This window comes from Pseudodesulfovibrio thermohalotolerans, assembly GCF_021353295.2.
Lineage (GTDB): Bacteria > Desulfobacterota > Desulfovibrionia > Desulfovibrionales > Desulfovibrionaceae > Pseudodesulfovibrio > Pseudodesulfovibrio thermohalotolerans.
In genome coordinates this window covers 1,175,865-1,193,004 of the sequence record NZ_CP120635.1, presented here as the reverse complement: position 1 = coordinate 1,193,004, position 17,140 = coordinate 1,175,865, and the positions used below count along the sequence as shown (strand labels likewise).

Below are 17,140 nucleotides of genomic sequence, written 5' to 3'. Positions count from 1 at the left end.
TCCTCGCGAAATATATCGGTCAGACGAACCTTTTCAATTCCTCGACTTCGGTTTCCAGCTCTTCGACCCGTTCGAGCAGATCGACGATAATGGACCCGCCGTAGACCGAGACTTCAAGGTCGCGGACCAGGCGCATGAGCTTGTGGATGCGATACACGTCCTTGAGCCGGAACAGGTATTCCTCGGCCCCGGTCTTCTTGGGGCTAATCCAGCCGAGGTCGACCAGCTCGCTCACTTCGGCGGGTTGGATGGCGGTCAGCTGGACCAATTGGGCCCAGGCAACGTATTCACTGCGTTCGGGCAGATTGAGGCCCGGCAGATGCATCATCATTTCCTGCAATCTTTTCGTGGTCATCGTCGCACCCCTAGAAACTTCTCGGCTTGAATGCCGAGGTCTTCTGCAACTGTTCGAACAGGTCGCGTTCCTCGGCGGTAAGCCGCTCGGGGACCTGGATCATGATACGCACGTACTGGTCGCCCTTCTTGGCGCCGGAGCCGAGGCCCCTGCCCTTGATGCGCAATTTCTTGCCCGAGCCGATGCCCGGCGGAATCTTCATCTCCACGGCCCCGTCCAGGGTGGGGATGCGCGCGGTGGTACCGAGCGCGGCCTCCCATGGAGCCAGGGGAAGATCGAGGATGACGTCCGATTCCGACACCTTGAACATGTGGTGCGGCATAAGCCGAATCTTCAAATACAGGTCGCCCTTGGGACCGCCGTTCATGCCGGGGTTGCCCTGACCCGCCAGACGAATCTTCTGGCCGTCCTTGATGCCCGCGGGCACCGTGACCTCAAGGGTCTTGGTGGTCATGCGCGGGAAGCCGTCCGGCCCGGCGGTCTGCTCCTGGAGGGAGATGGACTTCTTGCCGCCCCGGTAGGCCTCCTCAAGAGACAGCTCGTAAGAGGCCTCGGAGTCCGCCCCCCTGCGGGGACGCGGCTGATAACCGCCGCCGAAGTCGCCCTGCGAAAAACCGCCCTGGTGGAAGCCGCCGCGATAGCCTGCGCCGCCGCCACCGCCGCCGAAGATGGTCTCGAAGAAGTCGGAGAAACCTCCGCCTCCGCCTCCGCCTCCAAAACCCCCGCCGGAACTGAAGTGGACGTTCTCATAGCCCGGCGGCGGCTGGAAGTTCTGACCATGCTCCCAGTTCGAACCGAACTGATCGTAAAGCTTGCGCTTCTTCTCGTCCTTGAGGACCTCGTAGGCCTCGTTGATCTCCTTGAACTTGTTCTCGGCTTCCTTGTCGTTCGGGTTGAGATCGGGGTGATACTTTCGGGCCAGCTTCTTGAAAGCCTTTCCAATCTCTTCCTTGGAAGCGGAACGCGGCACTCCGAGGAGTTTGTAATAATCTCTATATTCCATTAGAATCTTATCCCTTGGTGCTGACTTTTTATAATTTCTCCAACGCCTACCTAAGGTAATATGCCTTTGCGGGGTGTCAAGACCGCAACCACGACAAAAAGGTAATTTTCCACAGAGTTATCCACAAACGTTTATAGGAGAAAACCATGCATCGCCCCACACCTCCCGCTCAATGCGCGCTGATCCTTTGCCTGGCCCTCTCCGCCATCGCCTGGACCCCCTGGGGAGCCATTTACGGAAGCGCGCGCGACGAGCGCAGCGTCGGCGATCAGGCGGCGGACAAAAAGATATCCCTGACCATCAAGACGGCCCTGGCCGACAAGGACTCGGCTCTTGCCCTCAAGGTCCACGTATATTGCTTCCTGGGACAGGTCTATCTGGTGGGCGCGATCAACGACACGGCGTTCAGGAGTTTCTCCGTAAAGACAGCCAAGGGAACCTCGGGAGTGAAGAAAGTCACCCAATACTTCGTGGCCGAATCGGACACCACGACCGCCGACCTGGAGCTGGTGGCCAAGGTGCGCACCGCACTCATCGGCAACAGCGACCTGAGCTCCACTCAAATCGAGCAGGAGGTCATGAACGGCGAGGTGGTCCTGATCGGAATGGTCAGGACAAAGGCTGACGCGGCCCTGGCCGTGAAGGTGGCCAAGTCCGTGAAGGGCGTGCGCAAGGTCACGTCCTTCCTGATTCCCTCGAAGTAAAGATGGAAGACGGCCCGGCCGGGGGATGACCGGGCGCGAAAAGGTCAGGCCGCCGAACGATGCGCAGCGGCGGGACGGCACTGCCCCCGGTTGAGGGCGTCCACCAGATCGTGAGCCGAGTTGACTGGCACGGTGAACCGCGTCGGACATCGGCCCAACTCCGCCAGGGTGTGGGCGTCGGAACCGGCCACGGCGATCATGTCGTGCCCCGAAGCCAGTTGCAGGGCCTGCTGATTCTCGGCGGCGGTGTTGCGCCCGTTCCTCACCTCGGCGATGCCGCACAGCCCCAGCTCGAAGACGGCCGGGTCAGCCGGACGCCAGACGCGGCACGGATGGGCGGCAACGACCGCGCCCCCCAACTCGCGGACACGGGGGAGCAGGCTCTCGGCGGACAGCCCTGCGGGCAGCGACCGAACGTCGCCGAAAACGAGATAATCGCCCTGTTCCGTGGTGTACTCCATGCCCACGATCACAAGCAGCCCGTCGGGCTGGAATCCCTCCCGACATTGGGTCAGAATGGACATGGTGTCGTGATCGGTGATACACACGCCGTCAAGTCCCTTTGCCCTGGCATGGGCGAGAATCTCGGACGGCTTCAGGACGCTGCACGGCGAACAGGTGGAGTGGACATGAAGGTCTATCAGCATATAGAACATACTACACCCGCAATCCGCCATTACAATGAGATTATATTAATGAGACAGATCGTTTCCATTGGGCATCTCGATTGCAGTGCCGGGGCCGTCCATGCCTGACACCTGCATCCTCATCCTGCTCGACGGCCTGGGCGACCGCTCCCACCCGGTCCTCGGCAACCGGACCCCGCTTCAGGCTGCGGCCACGCCCTGCATGGACAGGCTGGCCTCCCTGTCGGCCACAGGGCTCTACCACGCCGCCAGCTTCGGCCAGCCCCTGCCGTCGGAAAACGCCCACTTCGCCATGTTCGGCGGGCTTCCCGGCGAATTCCCCGGACGCGGAGCCCTCGAAGCGTTGGGCGCGGGCATCGACCTCGGCCCGGACGACGTGGCCCTGCTCGCCCATTTCGCCCACATCGCTCCGGACGCGCGCGGCCGCCTTACCCTTGTCCACGACAAATCCCCCGCAACGCCCGGCGAAACAGAAACGCTCTTCACTGCCCTGCCCCCTTTCGAACGCGACGGCGTGACCGCCACCCTTCACCCCGTTGGCGGCCTGTTCGGGGTCCTGGTCCTGCGCGGCGAGGTTTCGCCCTTCGTCACGGACACCAATCCCATGGTGGACGGACGGACGCTGCCCCGCCCCCTGCCGCTCCGGGATCACGCCCACGACCCAGCGGCGCGACGCACGGCGGAATTCCTGACCGCGTACCTGTCCCGGGCGCACCGCATCCTCGCCGATCTTCCCCTCAACCGCGAACGGGAACGCTCGGGTCACATCCCGGCCAACGGCCTCGTCACCCAACGGGCCGGGCGGCTCAAGCCTTGCCCCGCCCTGCGCGAAAGATACGGGCTGCGGGGGCTGTCCATCGCCACGGGGGTCATGTACGCGGGGCTGGCCCGGTTCACGGGCATGGAATTTCTCAAGGCCCGCGACACCGGCGACGCGGGAGCGGACCTGGCCGACCGGGTGCGGCTCGCCCTGGAACGGGCGGACGACTTCGATTTCATCCACGTACACACCAAAACTCCGGACCAGGCCGCGCACCGCAAGGACCCGGAAGCCAAAGTCCATGTCATCGAATCCCTGGACCGGGGCCTCGCCGAGGTGGCGGACGACATCCTAGCCGACTCCCGCCTGCTCCTGGCCGTGACCGCCGACCACTCCACCCCGAGCAGCGGCGCGCTCATCCATTCGGGCGAGCCGGTGCCGCTCATGTTCGCTGGTGAAGGCGTGCGCCGGGACACAACGTCCGCATTCGACGAGATTTCCGTGGCCGGAGGCGCGCTCGGCTGTATGCGCGGCCGCGAATTCATGTTCACGGTCCTCAACCACCTGGACCGCGCCCGACTGGCAGGCATCCACGATACCCCAGATCCCGTGGAATACTGGCCGGGCGACCACCTTCCGTTCATCCTCGATCCCCAGGAGTGACCATGCATCCACTCGGTTTTATCCACGGACGATTCCAGGTCCTGCACAACGATCACCTGACCTACCTGCTGGCGGGGAAAAGGCTGTGCGAAAGGCTGATAATCGGCGTGACCAATCCAGACGCGGCCACCACGCGCGATGAGGCCACCGATCCCGACCGCTCGGCCCGGGAGAACAACCCGCTCACCTTTGAGGAACGCAAGGCCATGATCGAAGCCGCCCTGGTGGAGGCCGGGGTGAGCAGACATGAATTTTCGGTGGTTCCCTTTCCCATCAACTGCCCGGACCTGCTCAAGGACCGCGCCCCGCGCGATGCGGTGTACTACCTGACAATCTACGACGACTGGGGCAGGGAAAAGCTGAAGCGATTCCAATCTCTCGGCCTGGACACCCATGTCATGTGGGAACGGCCCGAAAGCCAAAAGGGCATAAACGGCACGGATGTGCGCGCGGCCATCCGCGACGGGTTGGAATGGCGCAGCAAGGTGCCTCCGTCCGTGGCGGCCCTGGTGGAGAAATGGCGTCTCGCCGAACGATTCAGGGAGATGTGACCGCGCCTATGCGGAAGGCGGCTCCGGATTCTCCGGGTCGTAGTCCTTGGTATCGCGGTTGTAGCAGTAGCGGCACCGGCCGGGCCTGCGGAACCAATGGATGAGAATGATGCCGGTGACGAACCCGCCCACATGCGCCCACCAGGCGACCTCCTCCGTGCCCGCCGCCGCGGAATACACCCCGGAAAGAAGCTGCGTGACGAACCAGAATCCCAGGAACAGCGACGCCGGGATACGGAAAATGAAAGGAAAGAAGAAGACGGGAACCAGAGTAAGAACCCGTCCATGCGGATAGAGCACGATGTACGCCCCCATGATCCCGGCGACGGCTCCGGACGCCCCCACCACGGGCATGGGCGAAGTCCGCTCGAAGGCCATGTGCATGGCCACGGCGGCCAGTCCGCAGAGCACGTAAAAGAGCACGAACCAGCCGTGTCCGGTCACGTCCTCGATATTGTCCCCGAATATCCACAGCATCCACATGTTCAGGATGACATGCAGCCAGCCCCCGTGCAGGAACATATAGGTCAGGAACGGCCAGCCGAGGGTGTCCGGGTACCCTGCCCAGGCCGCCCATCCCGGCTCGAAGAACCGGGCGGGGACCACCCCGAACAAGTGGTAAATTCTGGCCACGGACTGCGGCGGCAGGCTCTCGACGAAAAGAAATACCAGGGCGTTCAACGCGATAATGGCCACAACGGCATAGGGCCGCGTCACACGGGGCACATTGTCGCGGATGGGGATCACGCCTTGCCCCTCTCTGCGTCCAGCTCGGCGGCCAGTTCCTGCCACAGGCCGTCCATCCAGTTCATGAACTCCCGATTGCGCCGGTCCCAGGCGGCCAATGCCGTCTCGTCCAGATGGCGCGCTCCGTCGGCCAGCTCGGCAAGTCCCTTGTCGTTATCCACCACATGGCCGCAAGCGGCGAGCTTATCCGCCTCGGGCCACTGCCAGGAGTCGAATACGGCCAGGGTCTCGGGCGAGAGACGGCGCAACTCGCGCAATTCGCCGGTTCGCTTGGACTCGGGACAGCGCACTCCGGCCACGAGGTCCACCGCGCCGGACTTGTGCCATCCTCCTTCCAACAGCAGGGGAACCTCGGCATAGGCCACGGGTTCGTCCCGATGGACCTTGAAGAATTCCTCGCACCGATGCCGGACCATGGGATGAACCATGTCCATGACCTCCCGGCGGATAGGCTCGGACTCGCACATGGCCGCGAACAGCCCAGGCTTGTCCACTCCGCCGCCGTCCAGGGTATACCGGCCGCCGTACCGCTGCCGGATCATGGCCGCGCCGTCGCCGCCCGGCCCGTACAGCTCGGCCACGCACTCGTCGGCGGAGAAGCAGGGCCGCCCCATGTCGCGCAACGCCCTGAGCAGGGCGGACTTGCCGCCGCCCGGCATCCCCACGATGCCCACCCGCAGGCACTCGCGCGGCAGTCCGGCCAGGAGGGTGCGAAAGTCCTCGGGCGGCTCCTGCCACCGGGTAACGGGTTCGCCCGTGACCGGATGGGGAACCGAAAGATAGAAGGCGTGGAGCATCTGGCGCGGAGCCAGCCCGGCCAGCCGGTCGGACCTGCGGGACCACTCGGCGTTCTCGCGCGGGCCATAGGCCGCGTCGCCGAGCAGCGGATGCCCGATGTGGGCCATGTGAACGCGAATCTGGTGAGTTCGGCCGGTATGAATGCGTATGGCCGCCAAGGAGGCCAGCCCGCGTGGCCCGGTCCAGAGCACCCGATATTCACTGCGCGCCTCGCGGCCGCCCTTGGGCACGACGGCCATGAGTGTCTTGCGGCTCGGGTGGCGGCCCATGGGTGCGTCGATGCTCCCTTCCGCAGGCTCGGGACGCCCGTGGACAAGGGCCAGATAAACCTTGAAAACGTTTCGTCCGGCAAAATTCCCGGACAGCTTCAGCCTGGCCGCCTCGTTCCTGGCCACGGCCATGAGCCCGGAGGTGTCCTTGTCCAGCCGGTGAACTATACCGGGCCGCTGGCCGTCCATGCCGCTGCTTTCCGCCGCGAGGTCTGGCCAGCGATACAGCAGATGGTTAACCAGAGTGGGGCCGGGCTCGCCGGGAGCGGGGTGGGTCGTCACCCCGGCGGGCTTGCAGACCACAAGCATATCCTCGTCCTCGAACACGACCTCGATGTCGCCCTGGACCGGCTCGGGCGGAGCCTCGCCCGGCTCGGGACCGGCGGCTCCGATAGTCACGGTCTGTCCCACGGCCAGCTTTTGTTTTCCCTTGGTCGCGACCTCGCCGTCGACGCTTGCAAGGCCCGCCTCGATCCAGCCCGAGATCCGCCCCCGGGAAACGCCCTCCCCGGCCAGTTCGCGGCCCCAGAACTTGTCCAGGCGAATGCCCGCGTCAGCGAGCGAAACGGTCCGTTGCCATTGCTGCTCAATTTTCTCTTGCGTCATGGAGTCCTTGATATACCGGGAATCATTGGAAAGCAAAATTCATTTCTCAACTATACGTTCACCTGTCGTAAAATTCACCCTTGACCCTACCTCTGCATGTACGTAGAAAAAAGAAATTTGCGCAATTGAAACTTTCCTTAGATATTATCAGAACCCATTTACCAAAGAGAGGCGATAATGGCCTTACACCTGGTTGACCACCCGCTGATCCGGCACAAGGTAGGTCTGCTCCGTAGGCACGACATTTCCACCAGCCACTTCCGAACTCTGGCCAACGAACTCACCCGGTTGCTGACTTACGAGGCAACCAAGGATTTCGAAACCGAGAAGGCCACCATCAAGGGCTGGGCAGGCGACGTCGAAATCGACCGCATCAAGGGCAAGAAGGTCACCGTGGTACCCATCCTGCGCGCAGGCCTGGGCATGATGGACGGCGTGTTCGACATGATCCCCGGCGCAAAGGCGTCCGTGGTCGGCTTCTACCGCAACGAGGAAACCCTGGAGCCCGTCCAGTATTACGTCAAGCTGGCCAAGAACATCGACCAGCGCATGGCCCTCATTCTGGACCCCATGCTGGCCACCGGCGGCACTCTGAACGCCACCATCAAGCTGCTCAAGGAAGCGGGTTGCCAGTCCATCCGCGGCCTGTTCCTGTGCGCCGCTCCCGAAGGCGTGGAACGGATTCTCTCCGAGCATCCCGACGTCGACATATACACGGCGGCGCTGGATGAAAAACTCAACGACGTAGGATATATCATCCCCGGTCTTGGAGACGCGGGGGACAAGATATTCGGCACCAAGTAGGCAAAGGGCACGCTAAGAAGCGTGCCTTTTTTTGAGAGCGACGGGGCAACACAGGAGTCGGGGGGCTCCGCAACCAAGAGAGAGGAGATGGTAACAATGAGCGACGTTCATTCCACCGAGTACAATTTCAAACCGAAGGACGCGCTGCTCGGCGCGCAGATGCTCTTCGTGGCCTTCGGCGCGCTGGTCCTGGTGCCGATCCTGACGGGCATCGATTCCAACGTGGCCTTATTCACGGCGGGCATAGGCACCCTGCTGTTCCAGGTGGTCACCAAGGGTAAGGTGCCGGTCTTCCTGGCATCGTCCTTCGCCTTCCTGCCGCCGCTGTTCGCGGCCCAGCAGGGCGAGTTCACCTATCCCGAAATCATGTGCGGCCTGGTCGCGGCAGGCGTCCTGTACATAATCATCAGCCTGTGCATCCGCTTCTTCGGCGCGGACTTCCTGCACAGACTGCTGCCCCCCATCGTCACCGGCCCGGTCATCATGCTCATCGGCCTGATCCTTGCTCCCGTGGCCGTGAACATGGCTCTAGGCCACAACGGCCAGGTCTGGCTGGAACCGCAGATTCCGTCCATGATCGTGGCGGGCGTCGCCCTGTTGACCACCATCATGTTCTCCCTGCTCGGCAGGGGATGGTTCAAGCTCATCCCCATCCTGCTCGGCATCACGGCAGGCTACACCTGCTCCCTGATCCTCGACGCCACCGGCATGACCGCCTCCATGTACGATTCCTTCGTGGCCTCGGCCGTCGACGGAAAGATCGGCGGCATGGGGATAGCCCCTGGATGGACAAAACCCTGATCTCCCTGGCACCCGTGCAAAACGCAAAACTTTTCGCCATTCCGAACTTCTCCATGCCCACCTGGAGCTGGGAGGCCGTCCTCTACGTGGTGCCCATCGCCATCGCGCCCGCCATTGAACACTTCGGCGACGTCCTGGCCATCGGCTCCATCTCCGGCAAGGACTACGTGAAGGACCCGGGCATCCAGAACACCATGCTCGGCGACGGCCTGGCCACCTCCCTGGCCTGTATGCTCGGCGGCCCGCCGAACACCACTTACTCCGAGGTCTCCGGCGCCGTGGCCCTGACCCGCGCCTTCAACCCGGCGATCATGACCTGGGCGGCCATCACCGCCATCCTGCTCGCCTTCGTGGGCAAGCTCGGCGGCTTCCTCAACACCATTCCCATGCCGGTCATGGGCGGCATCATGCTGTTGCTCTTCGGCGCCATCACCGTCATCGGCCTGAACACCCTGGTCCGCGCACAGCTCGACCTGCTCCTGCCGCGCAACATGATAATCGTGGCCATCATCATGGTCTTCGGTCTCGGCGGCATGGTCCTGAACATCGGCATCACCGACCTCAAGGGCATCGGCCTGGGCGCCATCGCGGGTGTGGTCCTCAACCTGCTCCTCCCCTGCAAGGACTGCAACGAGGAAAACGATCCCGCCGAACTGTAAGGCAGAACACAACACCCGGTCCCCTCGCCATGGGGACCGGGTTTCTTCCGCCGCCGGGACGCCTCCCGGCTTCCCGCCCAGGAGTCCTCGGCAAGACTCGGGCAGCATCCCCAAACCGCTCATGTGCTCCCAAAACCGGATGCGGCCGCGACCGAACGGCCTGTATTCCGCGCCCGCCCGCCGTAGAGGCAGGCATCACGGATTCTTTTCCGATGGACCGGGAGTAGGTTAGCGGCTATCATGCGCAAATCAGGAGGAATGACCCAATGCGCGAGACGGTGACCGGCCTGGTCCTGACCTACAACGGCGAGCGTCTGCTCGAAAAATGCCTCAAGTCGCTCGATTTCTGCGACGAGCTGCTGGTGGTGGACTCCCAGTCCACGGACCGCACCTGCGAGATCGCCGAACAATGCGGCGCGCGGGTCATCGTCCGGCCGTGGCCCGGCCCGGTGGACCAGTTCAAGTTCGCCCTGGGCGAAATCGGCACGGCCTGGATCATCTCCCTGGACCAGGATGAATTCCTGACTGAGGAGCTTCGTCAAAACATTCTGGAAAGCCTCGGCAAAAATGAACGGATGGCTGGCTACTACGTTCCCAGAAGCTCCTTCTATTTCAATCGATTCATGAAGCATTCCGGATGGTATCCCGACTATCTGTTCCGCGTGTTCCGTTCCGGCAAAATGAACGTCACGGCCTCGGGAGCGCACTATCATTTCGAACCACGCGGCGAAAGCCGGAAGCTCTCGGGGGATATCCTCCACTACCCGTACGAGTCCTTCCGCCAGCACATGGACAAAATCAACTACTACGCCGAGGAAGGCGCGGCCGCCCTTCGCGAAAAGGGCCGGAAAGGCGGTGTCTGCCGGGCCCTGCTCCACGCCAAGATGCGATTCATCAAGCTCTACCTGCTCAAGCTCGGCTTCCTGGACGGCACAGCCGGGCTATGCAACGCACTGGCCGGATTCTACTACACCTTTCAAAAATACATCCGTGTGGAAGAGAACGGAAAATGGGGCGACGAATAATCGAAATTCCACCACGTCTCTTCAATAAATCTGTTCCGATATTTTTCTCCTTGTGCTAATCATTCCCAAGACGAAACATACCCCCTGCTTTTTGGAGGAACCATGGAATTCAATATTGCCCAAATTACCGATACCCTGACCAGCTACATGACCCAATACGGTCTCCGCATTGTCGTCGCGCTGATAATATTCGTCATAGGACGAATCATCGCCAAGGCCGTCGCCAACGGCTCGCAGCGCGTCATGCTCAAAGCCAAGGTTGACGAGACCCTGGCCTCGTTCCTGCGGAACATCATCTACTACGCCCTGATCGCGGCGGTGGTTATCGCCGCCCTTGGCCAAGCGGGCATCAACGTGACGAGCTTCCTGGCCGTACTCGGCGCCGCAGGCCTGGCCGTCGGCCTGGCGCTCAAGGACTCCCTGTCCAACTTCGCGGCGGGCGTGATGCTCATCCTGCTCAAATTCTTCCGCAAGGGAGACTACGTCACCGCAGGCGGCGTTTCCGGCACGGTCACCGCCATCAATATCTTCAACACCGTGCTGACCACTCCGGACAACATGGTCATCACCGTGCCCAACTCCGCCATCCTCGGCGGGACCATCACCAACGTCACGGCCAACGACACTCGCCGCGTGGACCTCGTTTTCGGCATCGGCTACGGCGACGACCTGCTCAAGGCCAAAAAGACCCTGGAGCGCATCGTGTCCGAAGAGCCTCGGGTCCTGGCCGAACCGGCCCCGACCATCGAAGTGTCCGAACTGGCCGACTCCTCGGTCAACTTCGTGGTCCGTCCGTGGTGCAAGACCTCCGATTACTGGGGCGTCTACTTCGCGCTGACCGAGAAGGTGAAGCTTGTCTTCGACCAGGAAGGCATCTCCATTCCCTTCCCGCAGCAGGACGTGTACATGCACGCCGTGGACAAGAACTAGACACGGCGCGACCGTTTCCTGTCCGATTTCACGCACAACGATTACCAAAGGCCCCGGCTCGAAAACGAGCCGGGGCCTTTATATTGCCCGATATCCGGCGAACCTGTTCATGACGCGAGGGCTATCCCTTATGCGCGTTTCTGCATCCTTCCCGGCCACCTGAACGATAGACGTTTCATGCGGGCAAATCGCTCTCATATGAGAAATTAAGCGGCAGTGAGTTCAGGACCTGACCGCAAACCGCACTGACAACCCAGACACGTCCCCAAGCCGTCTGCCGCGCGGATTATGCGGGACAGCGCCCAGCCGAGACGCGCCATAATGCGCCTTTACCGTTGCCGCAGGGGAAATCGCGCCCCTTACAGGCGCAACACGTGCACAAAAAAAGGGCACCCGCTTGCGGATGCCCTCATTATTGATGGTCTTGTCGCTCTACTGGGCGTCGATCCAGGCGTTGGCTTCCTTGACGTTCAGAGTGCCCACGTAAATGGCGCGGCCCGAAATGGCCCCTTCCAGTCCCTTGCCGGACAAGGGATAGAGGTTCTTGATGTCGTCGAGGGTATGAACGCCCCCGGCGGCGATGACGGGAACGGAGGTCTTGGAACAGAGCGCGGCTAAGGCGTCCAGGTTGACGCCGGTCTGCATCCCATCCCGGGCAATGTCGGTATACACGATGAAGCAGATACCCTCGGCTTCGAGCCTGGGCAGAACATCGTCTATGGTCAATCCGGCGTCCTCGACCCATCCCTTGGTCTTGAGCTTGCCGTCCACCGCGTCGAGAGAGACGCCTATGCGGCCGGGCAGGGCCTTGCAGAGGTCGGAAAAGAGATCCGGGTCCTCAAGGGCCATGGTGCCGATAATCAGCCGGTGAACGCCCGCCTCGATGTATTTCCGGGCCGTGGCGATATCGCGGATGCCGCCGCCGAGCTGGACCGGAATATCTATCGCGGAACAAATGGCCTTGATAAGCTCAAAGTTCTTGGGCACGCCGGAGAAAGCACCGTCCAAGTCAACCACATGAAGGTAGCGCGCGCCGAGGTCTTCCCAATAGCGCGCCTGGGCGACGGGGTCGGAGGCGAATACGGTGACCTCATCCTCCTTGCCCTGTGCCAGACGGACGCATTCACCATTTTTGATGTCGACAGCGGGAAAAAGAATCATAATCCGAGTTCCATGAGTTTTTCGTCCATGCCGTCCTGGGCCAGTCGGGTGGCGGTCACCCACTTGCCGCCCCGGGCAGCGTACTTCTTGGCGTTATAAAGGTTTTCCAACAGCGCTTGTTGGGTCTCCTCGTAGCGGGAGCGGATCATCCGTTCCTGCTTGACGTCGATGAGGTAAAAATCGATGGCCACGGATGCCGGAGTCTCGACGCCCATTTCGCTGCCCACCCGTTCATGCCAGGTGGTCAGTTGGGGAACGAGCAGATAATCGGCCTGGATGCACTTGCCCACGCCGAGCCAATATTTCCAAGCGGACACCTTTGGCTTGCCGGAATCCTCGAAAACGACCACGTCCTCGCACTGCCTGACGGCGTCCGGGGTAATGTAGTCGAAGACCTGGTGCTCGTGCAGGGTATCGGCCAGGATCATGTCGAGAGTCTCGATGGTCCCGGCAGGAGCGGGCTTGCCCTCTTCCTCAAGATAGCCTGCCAACAGCTCCCAGTTGTAGGTGGGGTTCGTGAACCCGGCCACGGCGAGCTTGCCCTCGGGGCGCGGCACGGCGGCGGTACGCGTTGACTTGCCGCAACCGGCGACGGCCAACAATACCAGGCAGAGAAGACCCAGGAAGGCGAAAACAGCGGAACGTTTCATCAGTCGAGACTCCCTTTGGTGCTGGAAACTCCCTTGCGGCCTATGGTCGCCGCCTGGGCTAGGGCAAGGCCCAAGGCCTTGAAGGCCGCTTCCAGCAGGTGGTGACCGTTTTGGCCATACTCAAATTTGACGTGCAGGTTCATGCCTGCCTTGAATGCCAGGGATTTCAGAAATTCACGCCAGACGTCCTTCTCGTCGCCCGCGATGATGGCGGGCAGGAGCGCGTCGTCGTAGACGATATACGGACGGCCCGACAGATCGACAACCACTTCGGCCAGGGCTTCATCCATGGGGACCTTGACCGAGGCAACGCGGTTGATGCCCCGCTTGTCGCCCAAGGCCTCGGAAAACGCCTGCCCCAGACACAGGGCGATGTCCTCAAGACTGTGGTGGGTATCGATCTCCAAATCGCCCTTGCAGGTCAATTCGAGGTCGAACCCGGCCCAGAAGGCGCACAGGGTCAGCATATGGTCGGCGAAACCGATGCCGGTGTCGACCTTGACCTTACCCTCTCCGTCGAGATTCAGGGTCAGCTTGATGTCCGTTTCCTTGGTGGTCCGTGCCACGGTGGCCTGGCGCATGGCGCACTCCTTTCCTGTAGAACGTGAGCGTTATCCCCATACATAGAGGAAAAGACTAGAAAAAGAAACAGGGCAGGCACCGGCTTTCGCGATGCCCGCCCTGGTTTGGACAATTAAACCGGCTCCTCTCCGTCGCCTTCGGCGGCCGCGTCCAGTTCGGCCTCGGCCTTGGCTTCGGCCTCGGCCTGCTTCTTCAAGTGGCGTTTCTCCTTCTTGCCGAAGAAGAAGGCCACCCAGACGCCGACCTCGTAAAGAACAATCAGCGGGCCAGCCATGAGGCACTGCGTGAAGGGATCAGGCGGAGTCAGGACGGCCGACAGAATGAAGGCGCACAGGATGGCATATTTGCGCTTCTTGCGCAGTCCGGTGGAGGACGCCAGCCCCAATCTCGCCAGGAAGAAGATGAACAGCGGCAATTCGAAAACCAGGCCGAAAGCGAATAGCAGCTTCAGGCAGAAACTCAAATATTCATTGAGCTTCGGAACGAACTGAATGCCCTCGTTGGAGAACCCGGCAAAGAAGTCGAAAGCGTAGGGAAAGACCTGGAAGTAGCCGAACAACGCGCCGCCCGTGAAGAACAGCCCCGAGAACAGGGCCATGGGCACCATCCATCTGCGCTCGTGCGAATAGAGCCCGGGCGCGATGAATCCCCATATCTGCGCAAACACGTACGGGCTGACCAGGAACAGGCCCGCAACGATGGATATCTTGATATGCGCGAAGAACGCTTCAGCAGGATAGGTGTACTGGAAGTGACCTTCCTTGGCCACCGCCATGAGTGCCTTTTGCAAGGCGGCCATGAATATCTGCATTTGCTCGGGATGATTGAAGCCGTTGTCGGTCAGCATCTTCTGGAAGACGATGCCGAAATCCCGATAGAACTCGGGCGTGAGCAACGGGTTGGCCGCGGCCTGCTTCTGGAAGACGTCGATCATCGGCTGCATGAGGATGTCAAACATCTGCCCGGCAAAGGAATAACAGGCGATCATGCCCACGCCCACGGCGATGAAGGCGCGGGTCAGGCGGGCGCGAAGCTCGCCGAGGTGATCAAGAAGGGACATCTGCGCCCCTTCGCCGTCCTCAAGCTCCTCGTCCTCGTCATCCTCTTCATCTTCGTCGAGCGCCTCTTCGGGCTCCTCGTCGGGCACGGCCGGAACCGTGCCGTCGGCGGGATCGTCCGTCCCGTCGCCGCCGCCCGCGCCGTCCGCTTCGGGAGCGGCCGCGTCCGCTTCGTCGGAAACCTCTGAAGCATCGACGCCCTCTTCCGAAGGCTCGGCAGCGGAGAGTTCGGGCACGCCATCGCCCTCTTCGGATGACTCCGGCAGGTCGTCCGGCGCACCGGATTCGTCCGCGTCCAGCGCGGTATCCCCGGCTCCGTCCCCAACGGAATCGACAGGCTCCTCGTCCACCAGGGACGGATCCTCGTCGGGTTCCACGGGGGTCTCCACAAGAGACTCCTCTTCAGGGCCTTTGACGTCGTCTTTATCGGAACGCATTCGACTTTAGGCCTTTTTCTCTTCGGACTCGGCTTCGGGGGCCGGAGCCGCCTCAGCGGCCTGCTCGACAGCGGGCTCTTCCTTGGCCTTGGCGGCCTTTCGGCGGGCCAATTCGGCGTCCACTTCCTTCTTGCGGGCCTCAGTCTCGGCCTTGGTGACTTCGTCATCCAGGGTCGACTTGACTTCGTTGCCGACACGCTTGAACTCCGCCACGCCCTTGCCCAGCGACCGAAGCAGCTCGGGCAGTTTCTGGGGGCCGATGACGATGAGCGCCACCACGCAGATAATCAGTAACTCTGGTCCGCCTATTCCAAACATATGCTCACCTGAATATTCGGTTTAGTCTCTCGGATTATTCCCACTCGATGGTGCTCGGCGGCTTGGAGGAGATGTCCAGAACCACCCGGTTCACGCCCTTGACCTCGCGGATGATCCGGTTGGACATGCGGGCCAGGAGTTCCGAGGGAAGCCGGGACCAGTCAGCGGTCATGGCGTCGAGTGAATCGACGATGCGCAGCGCGATGACGTTCTCGTAGGTACGATCATCGCCCATGACGCCCACGGTCTTGAGCGGCAGGAGCACGGCGAAGCCTTGCCAGACCTTGCGGTACCAATCGGAGGCCTGCATCTCGTTCTGGACGATCTTGTCCGCCAGGCGGAGAATCTGGAGCCGCTCCTCGGTAACTTCACCGATGATGCGGATGGACAGGCCCGGACCGGGGAAGGGCTGACGCCAGATGATGTGCTCGGGAAGCCCCAGCTCGTAAGCGGCGCGGCGCACTTCATCCTTGAACAGCTCGCGCAGGGGTTCCACCAGCTTGAGGTTCATCTTCTCGGGCAGGCCGCCCACGTTGTGATGGGACTTGATGACCGCCGAGGGGCCCTTGAAGGATTCGGACTCGATGACGTCCGGGTACAGGGTGCCCTGTCCCAGGAACTCGACCCCTTCGATGGCCTTGGCCTCGCGGTCGAAGACCTCGATAAACTTGTAGCCGATGAGCTTGCGCTTCTTTTCCGGGTCCTCGACGCCCTTAAGGTCCGCCAGGAACTCGTCCGAGGCGTCGACCATCTTGACGTTGAGGTCGAAATGCTCGGCCAAGAAGCCGATGACTTCCTCGCGTTCACCCATGCGCAGCAGCCCGTTGTCCACGAAAATGCAGTGCAGGTTCTTGCCTATGGCCTTGTGCAGCATGACGGCGGCCACGGTGGAGTCGATGCCGCCGGACAGGCCGAGCACAACCTTGGCGTCGCCGACCTGCTCCTTGAGAGCATCGATGGTCGTGTCGACGAAGGACGCCATGGACCAAGTGGCCTTGAGACCGGCGACCTTGAACAGGAAGTTCTGGAGGATGAGGGCACCGTCCGTGGTGTGGGCCACTTCGGGGTGGAACTGAAGAGCGTAGAATTTCCGCGCAGGATCACCCATGGCAGCGAACTCGATGGAATCGGTCTTGCCCATGGGCAGGAAGCCCTCGGGCAGCGCCTCGACCCGGTCGCCGTGGGACATCCACACGGTCAGATCGTCTTTTTCCTCGACCCCGTCGAACAGGACGCTGTCGTTCAGGGCGGTGAACTGGGCGCGTCCGTACTCGCGGTCGGTGGACGCAACCACCCTGCCGCCGAGCTTGTGGGCCATGAGCTGCATACCATAGCAGATGCCCAGAACGGGAATGCCCATCTGGAGATATTCCATGTTCAGATCGGGGCAGCCGCCTTCCAGAACACTGGAAGGGCCGCCGGACAGGATCAACGCCGAGGGCTTGAAGGCCTTGACCCGCTCGGGGTCCACGTTGCAGGGGTGAATCTCTGAATACACCCCGGCCTCGCGCACTCGGCGCGCGATCAGCTGAGTGAACTGACTGCCAAAATCAAGGATAAGTACTCTATTGTCGTGCATGAGTTTCTCTCTAATTCACAATGGAACAAATGA

General features: G+C 61.9%; 19 protein-coding genes. 8 read left to right on the top strand and 11 right to left on the bottom strand.

Annotated features, from left to right (window positions below; translation table 11 throughout):
- Positions 1–19: 19 nt before the first annotated feature.
- Positions 20–355 carry a chaperone modulator CbpM gene (locus LF599_RS05430; RefSeq protein WP_269941436.1) on the bottom strand — a complete coding sequence of 112 codons (336 nt, stop codon included), beginning with the start codon at positions 353–355 and terminating at the stop codon, positions 20–22.
- Between the two features lie 10 nt (positions 356–365).
- Positions 366–1,358, bottom strand: a complete 993-nt coding sequence (locus LF599_RS05425; RefSeq protein ID WP_279522578.1) for a DnaJ C-terminal domain-containing protein — start codon at positions 1,356–1,358, stop codon at positions 366–368.
- A 146-nt stretch (positions 1,359–1,504) separates the two neighbouring features.
- Here LF599_RS05425 and LF599_RS05420 point away from each other — a divergent pair, with 146 nt between their 5' ends.
- On the top strand, positions 1,505–2,062 hold the full coding sequence (locus LF599_RS05420; protein ID WP_279522577.1) for a BON domain-containing protein: 558 nt from the start codon (positions 1,505–1,507) through the stop codon (positions 2,060–2,062).
- Positions 2,063–2,106: 44 nt separating this feature from the next.
- On the opposite strand, the gene LF599_RS05415 is transcribed toward LF599_RS05420, so the two are convergent.
- Positions 2,107–2,709: a PHP domain-containing protein gene (locus LF599_RS05415; RefSeq protein ID WP_279522576.1), complete on the bottom strand. Its 603-nt coding sequence runs from the start codon at positions 2,707–2,709 to the stop codon at positions 2,107–2,109.
- Positions 2,710–2,809: 100 nt separating this feature from the next.
- Between LF599_RS05415 and LF599_RS05410 the strand changes: the two genes are divergently transcribed.
- On the top strand, positions 2,810–4,132 hold the full coding sequence (locus tag LF599_RS05410; RefSeq protein WP_279522575.1) for an alkaline phosphatase family protein: 1,323 nt from the start codon (positions 2,810–2,812) through the stop codon (positions 4,130–4,132).
- 2 nt (positions 4,133–4,134) lie between these two features.
- The gene (locus LF599_RS05405) at positions 4,135–4,683 is read left to right on the top strand and encodes a nicotinate-nucleotide adenylyltransferase (protein ID WP_269941442.1); all 549 of its coding nucleotides are present in this window, start codon (positions 4,135–4,137) and stop codon (positions 4,681–4,683) included.
- Positions 4,684–4,689: 6 nt separating this feature from the next.
- On the opposite strand, the gene LF599_RS05400 is transcribed toward LF599_RS05405, so the two are convergent.
- Both LF599_RS05400 and LF599_RS05395 read right to left on the bottom strand, forming a co-directional pair.
- Positions 4,690–5,430: a rhomboid family intramembrane serine protease gene (locus LF599_RS05400; RefSeq protein ID WP_279522574.1), complete on the bottom strand. Its 741-nt coding sequence runs from the start codon at positions 5,428–5,430 to the stop codon at positions 4,690–4,692.
- Positions 5,427–7,103, bottom strand: a complete 1,677-nt coding sequence (locus LF599_RS05395; protein WP_279522573.1) for a dephospho-CoA kinase — start codon at positions 7,101–7,103, stop codon at positions 5,427–5,429. The genes LF599_RS05400 and LF599_RS05395 overlap by 4 nt, the downstream gene beginning before the upstream one ends.
- Positions 7,104–7,280: 177 nt before the next feature.
- On the opposite strand from LF599_RS05395, the gene upp reads away from it, so the two are divergent.
- The 5 genes from upp (at position 7,281) to LF599_RS05375 (ending at position 11,322) form a co-directional block, all read left to right on the top strand.
- Complete coding sequence (gene upp, locus LF599_RS05390; RefSeq protein WP_279522572.1) at positions 7,281–7,907, top strand: uracil phosphoribosyltransferase; 627 nt, start codon at positions 7,281–7,283, stop codon at positions 7,905–7,907.
- A gap of 96 nt (positions 7,908–8,003) precedes the next feature.
- Positions 8,004–8,708 carry a solute carrier family 23 protein gene (locus LF599_RS18290; protein ID WP_404823737.1) on the top strand — a complete coding sequence of 235 codons (705 nt, stop codon included), beginning with the start codon at positions 8,004–8,006 and terminating at the stop codon, positions 8,706–8,708.
- Positions 8,693–9,367 carry a uracil-xanthine permease family protein gene (locus tag LF599_RS18285; protein WP_404823736.1) on the top strand — a complete coding sequence of 225 codons (675 nt, stop codon included), beginning with the start codon at positions 8,693–8,695 and terminating at the stop codon, positions 9,365–9,367. Before LF599_RS18290 ends, LF599_RS18285 begins: the two co-directional genes overlap by 16 nt.
- Positions 9,368–9,633: 266 nt before the next feature.
- On the top strand, positions 9,634–10,392 hold the full coding sequence (locus LF599_RS05380; RefSeq protein WP_279522571.1) for a glycosyltransferase family 2 protein: 759 nt from the start codon (positions 9,634–9,636) through the stop codon (positions 10,390–10,392).
- A 102-nt stretch (positions 10,393–10,494) separates the two neighbouring features.
- Positions 10,495–11,322 (top strand): mechanosensitive ion channel family protein, encoded by an 828-nt coding sequence (locus LF599_RS05375; protein ID WP_279522570.1) that lies wholly within the window; start codon positions 10,495–10,497, stop codon positions 11,320–11,322.
- Between the two features lie 432 nt (positions 11,323–11,754).
- Here the strand turns inward: LF599_RS05375 and hisA are convergent, their stop codons facing one another.
- The 6 genes from hisA to guaA form a co-directional block, all read right to left on the bottom strand.
- Entirely contained in the window at positions 11,755–12,483 is a 729-nt protein-coding gene (gene hisA / locus LF599_RS05370; protein WP_279522569.1) for a 1-(5-phosphoribosyl)-5-[(5-phosphoribosylamino)methylideneamino]imidazole-4-carboxamide isomerase, read from the bottom strand.
- Entirely contained in the window at positions 12,480–13,133 is a 654-nt protein-coding gene (locus tag LF599_RS05365; RefSeq protein ID WP_279522568.1) for a hypothetical protein, read from the bottom strand. Before LF599_RS05365 ends, hisA begins: the two co-directional genes overlap by 4 nt.
- Positions 13,133–13,714 carry an imidazoleglycerol-phosphate dehydratase HisB gene (gene hisB, locus LF599_RS05360; protein WP_269941447.1) on the bottom strand — a complete coding sequence of 194 codons (582 nt, stop codon included), beginning with the start codon at positions 13,712–13,714 and terminating at the stop codon, positions 13,133–13,135. The genes LF599_RS05365 and hisB overlap by 1 nt, the downstream gene beginning before the upstream one ends.
- 113 nt (positions 13,715–13,827) lie before the next feature.
- On the bottom strand, positions 13,828–15,210 hold the full coding sequence (gene tatC / locus LF599_RS05355) for a twin-arginine translocase subunit TatC (RefSeq protein ID WP_279522567.1): 1,383 nt from the start codon (positions 15,208–15,210) through the stop codon (positions 13,828–13,830).
- 6 nt (positions 15,211–15,216) lie between these two features.
- The gene (tatB, locus tag LF599_RS05350) at positions 15,217–15,528 is read right to left on the bottom strand and encodes a Sec-independent protein translocase protein TatB (RefSeq protein WP_269941450.1); all 312 of its coding nucleotides are present in this window, start codon (positions 15,526–15,528) and stop codon (positions 15,217–15,219) included.
- A 34-nt stretch (positions 15,529–15,562) separates the two neighbouring features.
- Positions 15,563–17,107, bottom strand: a complete 1,545-nt coding sequence (gene guaA, locus LF599_RS05345; protein WP_279522566.1) for a glutamine-hydrolyzing GMP synthase — start codon at positions 17,105–17,107, stop codon at positions 15,563–15,565.
- Between the last annotated feature and the right edge of the window lie 33 nt (positions 17,108–17,140).

Bases quoted from the DNA above. Each gene is read 5' to 3' on its own strand.
- LF599_RS05415 (WP_279522576.1), bottom strand. From the start codon at position 2,709: ATGCTGATAGACCTTCATGTCCACTCCACCTGTTCGCCGTGCAGCGTC.
- hisA (WP_279522569.1), bottom strand. From the start codon at position 12,483: ATGATTCTTTTTCCCGCTGTCGACATCAAAAATGGTGAATGCGTCCGT.
- LF599_RS18290 (WP_404823737.1), top strand. From the start codon at position 8,004: ATGAGCGACGTTCATTCCACCGAGTACAATTTCAAACCGAAGGACGCG.
- LF599_RS05365 (WP_279522568.1), bottom strand. From the start codon at position 13,133: ATGAAACGTTCCGCTGTTTTCGCCTTCCTGGGTCTTCTCTGCCTGGTA.
- LF599_RS05395 (WP_279522573.1), bottom strand. From the start codon at position 7,103: ATGACGCAAGAGAAAATTGAGCAGCAATGGCAACGGACCGTTTCGCTC.
- tatC (WP_279522567.1), bottom strand. From the start codon at position 15,210: ATGCGTTCCGATAAAGACGACGTCAAAGGCCCTGAAGAGGAGTCTCTT.
- LF599_RS18285 (WP_404823736.1), top strand. From the start codon at position 8,693: ATGGACAAAACCCTGATCTCCCTGGCACCCGTGCAAAACGCAAAACTT.
- guaA (WP_279522566.1), bottom strand. From the start codon at position 17,107: ATGCACGACAATAGAGTACTTATCCTTGATTTTGGCAGTCAGTTCACT.
- LF599_RS05430 (WP_269941436.1), bottom strand. From the start codon at position 355: ATGACCACGAAAAGATTGCAGGAAATGATGATGCATCTGCCGGGCCTC.
- upp (WP_279522572.1), top strand. From the start codon at position 7,281: ATGGCCTTACACCTGGTTGACCACCCGCTGATCCGGCACAAGGTAGGT.
- LF599_RS05410 (WP_279522575.1), top strand. From the start codon at position 2,810: ATGCCTGACACCTGCATCCTCATCCTGCTCGACGGCCTGGGCGACCGC.
- LF599_RS05375 (WP_279522570.1), top strand. From the start codon at position 10,495: ATGGAATTCAATATTGCCCAAATTACCGATACCCTGACCAGCTACATG.
- hisB (WP_269941447.1), bottom strand. From the start codon at position 13,714: ATGCGCCAGGCCACCGTGGCACGGACCACCAAGGAAACGGACATCAAG.
- LF599_RS05405 (WP_269941442.1), top strand. From the start codon at position 4,135: ATGCATCCACTCGGTTTTATCCACGGACGATTCCAGGTCCTGCACAAC.
- tatB (WP_269941450.1), bottom strand. From the start codon at position 15,528: ATGTTTGGAATAGGCGGACCAGAGTTACTGATTATCTGCGTGGTGGCG.
- LF599_RS05420 (WP_279522577.1), top strand. From the start codon at position 1,505: ATGCATCGCCCCACACCTCCCGCTCAATGCGCGCTGATCCTTTGCCTG.
- LF599_RS05425 (WP_279522578.1), bottom strand. From the start codon at position 1,358: ATGGAATATAGAGATTATTACAAACTCCTCGGAGTGCCGCGTTCCGCT.
- LF599_RS05380 (WP_279522571.1), top strand. From the start codon at position 9,634: ATGCGCGAGACGGTGACCGGCCTGGTCCTGACCTACAACGGCGAGCGT.